The 5,033-nt window shown below is 72.0% G+C and carries 5 protein-coding genes; all 5 read right to left on the bottom strand.

The window, feature by feature from the left end; all coding sequences use genetic code 11:
* Positions 1–2: 2 nt before the first annotated feature.
* Positions 3–758 (bottom strand): ABC transporter ATP-binding protein, encoded by a 756-nt coding sequence (locus HET64_RS36480; RefSeq protein WP_215111525.1) that lies wholly within the window; start codon positions 756–758, stop codon positions 3–5.
* Positions 734–1,618: an ABC transporter permease gene (locus tag HET64_RS36475; protein ID WP_215111524.1), complete on the bottom strand. Its 885-nt coding sequence runs from the start codon at positions 1,616–1,618 to the stop codon at positions 734–736. Before HET64_RS36475 ends, HET64_RS36480 begins: the two co-directional genes overlap by 25 nt.
* A 112-nt stretch (positions 1,619–1,730) precedes the next feature.
* Complete coding sequence (locus tag HET64_RS36470; protein ID WP_215111523.1) at positions 1,731–2,813, bottom strand: ABC transporter substrate-binding protein; 1,083 nt, start codon at positions 2,811–2,813, stop codon at positions 1,731–1,733.
* Positions 2,814–2,831: 18 nt separating this feature from the next.
* A complete protein-coding gene (locus tag HET64_RS36465; protein ID WP_215111522.1) occupies positions 2,832–3,335 on the bottom strand; it encodes a flavin reductase family protein in 504 nt (167 codons plus the stop codon).
* 422 nt (positions 3,336–3,757) lie between these two features.
* Positions 3,758–5,023 (bottom strand): ROK family transcriptional regulator, encoded by a 1,266-nt coding sequence (locus tag HET64_RS36460; RefSeq protein ID WP_215111526.1) that lies wholly within the window; start codon positions 5,021–5,023, stop codon positions 3,758–3,760.
* Positions 5,024–5,033: the final 10 nt, after the last annotated feature.

Below are 5,033 nucleotides of genomic sequence, written 5' to 3'. Positions count from 1 at the left end.
GTTCAGGCCGTCGTCGGCAGCGGGGGCCGAGCCACCCCGAGCGCGCTGAGCAGGGTGTCGCGGTACTCCTGGAAGCGGGCGTCCCGGCGGGAGCGCGGGGTCGGCAGGTCGATGGCGAGGTCGACGGAGATCAGACCGTCCTCCAGGACCAGGACCCGGTCGGCGAGCTCCACGGCCTCGTCCACGTCATGGGTGACCAACAGAACCGCGGGGCGGTGGCGCTCGTACAGCTCGCGCAGCAGGCCGTGCATCTTGATCCGGGTCAGGGCGTCGAGTGCCCCGAACGGCTCGTCCGCCAGGAGGAGTTCGGGTTCGCGGACCAGGGCGCGGGCCAGTGCCGCGCGCTGCTGCTCGCCACCGGAGAGCTCGTGCGGCCAGGAGCGGTCCCGGCCGGCCAGCCCCACCTCCTCCAGGGCGGTCAGTCCGCGTTCGCGGGCGCCGGGGCCGCGCAGCCCGAGGGTCACGTTGTCCAGGACGCGGAGCCAGGGCAGCAGCCGGGAGTCCTGGAACGAGAGGGACACCCGTTCGGGGACGACGAGCTCACCGGAGCCCTCGACGGTGTGGTCGAGCCGGGCGACGGCCCGCAGCAGGGTCGACTTGCCCGAGCCGCTGCGGCCGAGGAGGGCGGTGAACTCCCCCGGCGCCACCGTCAGGTCCAGCTCCTTCAGAACCGTCCGGTCGCCGAACCTCCGCACCAGCCGGGTCGTGCGGACGGCGGGCGGGGCCCCGGTGATCAGCCCGCCAGGGTGCGTCGCCATGACAGGACCTTCCTTTCGATCGCGCGCACTCCCGCGTCGGAGGCGAAGCCGAAGATCCCGTAGGCGACCAGGCCCACGATGATCACGTCGGACTGGGCGTACTGCTGGGCCTGGAACATCATGTAGCCGATGCCGCTGGTGGAGTTGATCTGCTCGACGACGATCAGGCCGAGCCAGGAGGAGGTGACGCCGAGCCGCAGGCCGACGAAGAAGCCGGGCAGCGAGCCGGGGACGACGACCTTGCGCAGGAACTGGGCGCGGCCGAGGTCGAGCCCCTCGGCGAGTTCCACGTACCGGCTGTCGATGGAGGTCAGCGACGCGTAGGTGTTGATGTACATGTTGACCGCGACGCCGAGCGCGATCACCGTGACCTTCATCTGTTCGCCGATGCCGAGCCAGAGGATCAGCAGCGGCAGCATGGCGAGCGAGGGGATGGCGCGCTTGATCTGGAGGGGGCCGTCGAGCAGGTACTCCCCGCTGCGGCTGAGCCCGGCCGTGACCGCGAGGACCACCCCGGCGGTGACGCCGAAGAGGAGGCCGAGTCCGGCGCGCTGGAGGGAGATGACGACGTTGTCCTGGAGCCGTCCGGTCGAGACCAGGTCGGCGGCGGTGGAGAGGACGCTGCCCGGTCCGGACAGGATGCGCGGGTCCAGGTAGCCGGAGGCCGAGGCCGCCCACCACAGGGCGACGAGCAGGACGGGACCGATGAGCCGGCCGAAGGGGATCGACCGCCCGGGGCCGAGCCGTCTGCGGGTGCCGCGGGCGACCGCGGGCACCGCCCGGTGAGCGGAGTCCTCGGCGGGCGCGCCCTTGATGAGCAGGGCGGGGCCGGAGCGGGCGGTGGGCAGCAGGTCGGTCATATCGTCCCCCTCGCGGCTGATACGGACTGCTCGGTCACGACGACTCCCACGCCGGCCGGTACGCACTGCTCGCTCACGACGACTCCCACGCCGGCCGGTACCGACTGATCGCTCACGACGTCTCCCGGTAGGCGGCGGGTACGGACCGGGCGGCCAGGCCCTCGAAGCGGCGGTCGAAGAGGTCGGAGACGTCCTGCTTCGGCACGAACCCGCCCTCGGCCATCAGATCGGCGGTCTCCTGCTCCCACGCGATGGCCTTGTCCCAGCTGACGGGGAACTGCGGCTGGTGGAGGGAGGAGACGATGCGCCGGCCGTCGGCCTCGGAGACGCCCTGGTCCTTCACGTAGTACGTGTCGATCCACTCGTCGGAGTTCTCCCACGCCCAGACCAGGCCCTTGGCCCACAGCGGGACGAAGCTGCGGACGGCGGCGGCCCTGGCGGGGTCGTTGAGGACCTCCACCGGGGCCCACAGCACGGTGAGCAGGTCCACGACGTCGGTCGTGAGGCCGATGGCCCCGTCCTTGCCGTACTGGTCGAGGTACTTGGTGAGGGTCGGCTCGCCCAGCGGGGCCACGTCCACCTGTCCGGACTGCAGGGCGGTGAGGAACTGGGTGCTGGGCAGGGCGACGAGTTCGACGTCGCTGTTCTTCAGCCCGGCCTCCTTCAGGGCGCGCAGCACGACGACGCCCTGGGCCTGCCCCTGCGAGAAGCCGATCTTTCTGCCCCGGAAGCCGGCTGCCGAGGCGATGGAGGAGCCGGGGGCCGTGGCGAAGGTGTAGATGGGCCGGGGCCGCACCTGTATCGCCACGATCTTCGTTTTCACGCCGATGGCCTTGGCCTGGATCGGGGGAATTCCGGCGTTGGAGGCGAGATCGATCGACTGCGCCCGGAATCCCTGGATGATGTCGGGTCCCGCGCTGAGGTTCGGCCATGCGGAAACGGTGAAGCCCAGATCCTTTTCCAGGCCGGCGGGTTCGAGCTGAAGACGGGTCGTGCGGACGGCGACGGACAGTTTCGTGCCCGGCGGCGGAGCCCCCGAGGGGAGTTCTCCGGTGGGTTCGGAACTGGCCACGGTCTTGACCCCCGGGGAGCAGCCGGCGAGGCCGAGAACCGTTCCGGTGGCGAGGGCGAGAAAGGACCTGCGGCCCACGGTCCGGGCGGTGGCGGAATTATCGTTGGTCTGATGACGAGGCATGAGGTGCTTTCCTGGGTCTCAGAGGGAGTGGTAGGCGCCGTCGTGGAACAGCAGCGGGGCCCGGTCCTCGTCGAGCCAGGACTCGGTGACCCGGGCGATGACGATCCGGTGGTCGCCTGCGGGCACGATCCGTTCGGTCTCCAGGCGCAGCCAGCCGGCCACCCCGTCGAGCACCGGCTCGCCCTCCGGCAGCCGCCGCCAGGCGGTGGGGGCGGCGAACCGGTCGATGCCGCTGGTGGCGAAGGTGCGGGCGAGTGACTCCTGGTCGGCGCCCAGGAAGTTGACGACGGTGGAGGCCGCCGCCTCGACATGGGGCCAGGAGGAGGCCGAGGCGCCGATGCCGTACGAGACCAGCGGCGGGTCCAGGGAGAGCGAGGTGAGCGAGGTGGCGGTGAACCCGACGGGTCCGCGGCCGGCGTCGGCGGTGACGACGACCACGCCCGCCGGATAGCGGCGGAACACCTGCTTGAAGCGGTCGGGGGCGTAGGCGGGGGCATAGGAAGGCACGGTGACGGTCAACATCTCTCCCGGAGCGGAAGGAGGGGAACAGGGAAAATGGGCACACGGGCACACGGGCACACACCCGGCACAGGGCACAGGGCACGCTGCACGGGGCACGGATGAGCAGAGGCACCGGCGGGCAGCACGGATCACATGGCAGGAAGGGAAATCCTCTGCCGAGGTGGCTCCACGGCCGAAATCACCGGGAAAACGGCTGGGTTTATCGGGAACCCGGACAGCGGCGACCACGACAGGGCCGGGAGAAATACCTCACCGGCGCAGCCGTGCGACAGCGGCGTGCCGCGCGGGGCGCGTTCTGCTGCATTCGCTGTCGGCTGGTCATGAATCCATTCTCCTGTCGGGCCGTCCGGCCGGTCAACAATGCAACGTTCTGAATTAAGTCGATTTCCGCGCCGGACACCACGAGGGGTCCCTCGGCGCGTTCACGACACCGCGGGCAGCGCGGGCCAGGGTCCCAGCGGGTCGTCGTACAGTGCGCCGAGCGCCACCGCGCCGCCCGCGGTGGCAAGTACCGATCCGGTGAAACTGCTCGGCACCACGGCCCGTTCGGGGTCGTCGCAAACCCAGGAGCGCCTCGCCACCTCCGCCCGCAGGTCCCCCAGGCACTCCGGTATGCGGCCCGCCCCCGGTTCGACGACCACGAGGACCTCCGGGTCGAACATGTCCAGCAGCAGGGCCGCCGCCCGGCCGACGAGCAGGGCCCGGCGACGGAAGAGCCCGAGTGCCCGCTCGTCCCCGGTCAGAGCTCCGTCGAGCAGTTCGGTGAACGAGTGCACGAACAGGCCCTGTTCGGCGGCCCGGCGCACCATGGCCCGCTCCGAGACCTCCGACTGGAGGCAGCCGGCGCGGCCGCACGAACAGGGCTCGGCCCCGCCCGATCCTCCTGATCCCAACGGCAGATGGGCCACGCTGCCCGCGCCGGAGCGAGGCCCCAGGTGCATGTTCCCCGAGCTGGCGAACGCGGCGTCGACGACGGCCCCGACGAAGAGCAGGACCGTGCTGACCCGGGTCGAGACCTCGCCGAACAACTGCTCGGCGCGGGCCAACGCCCGTGAGTGGCTGTCCACATGGACCGGGAGGCCGGTGGCGGTTTCGAGGATCTCGCGCACCGGTACGTTCCGCCAGCCCAGGTGCGGATGCTCGACGACGACTCCGGCGGCGGGGTCCACCCGGTGCCCCGTGGCGAAGCCGAGGGCGAGCACGGTCCGGCCGGCGGCGTGCGTCCCGACGAGCCGGGACAGCCGGTCGGCGAGGTCGCGCAGCAGGGCCGGCCCGCTGGAGAGGCCGCGCGGGGACCGGCCGGGGACCGTGGCATAGGGCCCCGTCGCCCCGAGGGCGTGCGGTTGCCGGTCCTCGGCGACGATCCGGCCGCGCAGATCCATCAGCGAGACGGTGGAGTGCGCGACGGCGACGTGGGCCCCGGCGACCAGATAGCGGCCGGTGTCGATCTCGACGGGGATGTGGGGGCGGCCGAGCCCGTTGGGCCCGGCGGTCTCCGCGCCCTCCCGAACGAGCCCGCGCGCCAGCAGCTGCCCGACGTGGCCGGTCACCGCCGCCGGGGAGAGGCCGGTGAGCCGGGCGACGTTGGACCGGGCGACGGGCCCGTGGTCGAGGATCGCGCCCAGCACGGAACCGGTGCCGGAGACCCGGCGGGCGGGGCCTGCCGCCGGTATGTCCGAGCGGCGCAGCGGGACGGGG

This window comes from Streptomyces sp. McG3 (assembly GCF_018619185.1).
Lineage (GTDB): Bacteria > Actinomycetota > Actinomycetes > Streptomycetales > Streptomycetaceae > Streptomyces.
This window is presented reverse-complemented; position numbering and strand designations above follow the sequence as displayed.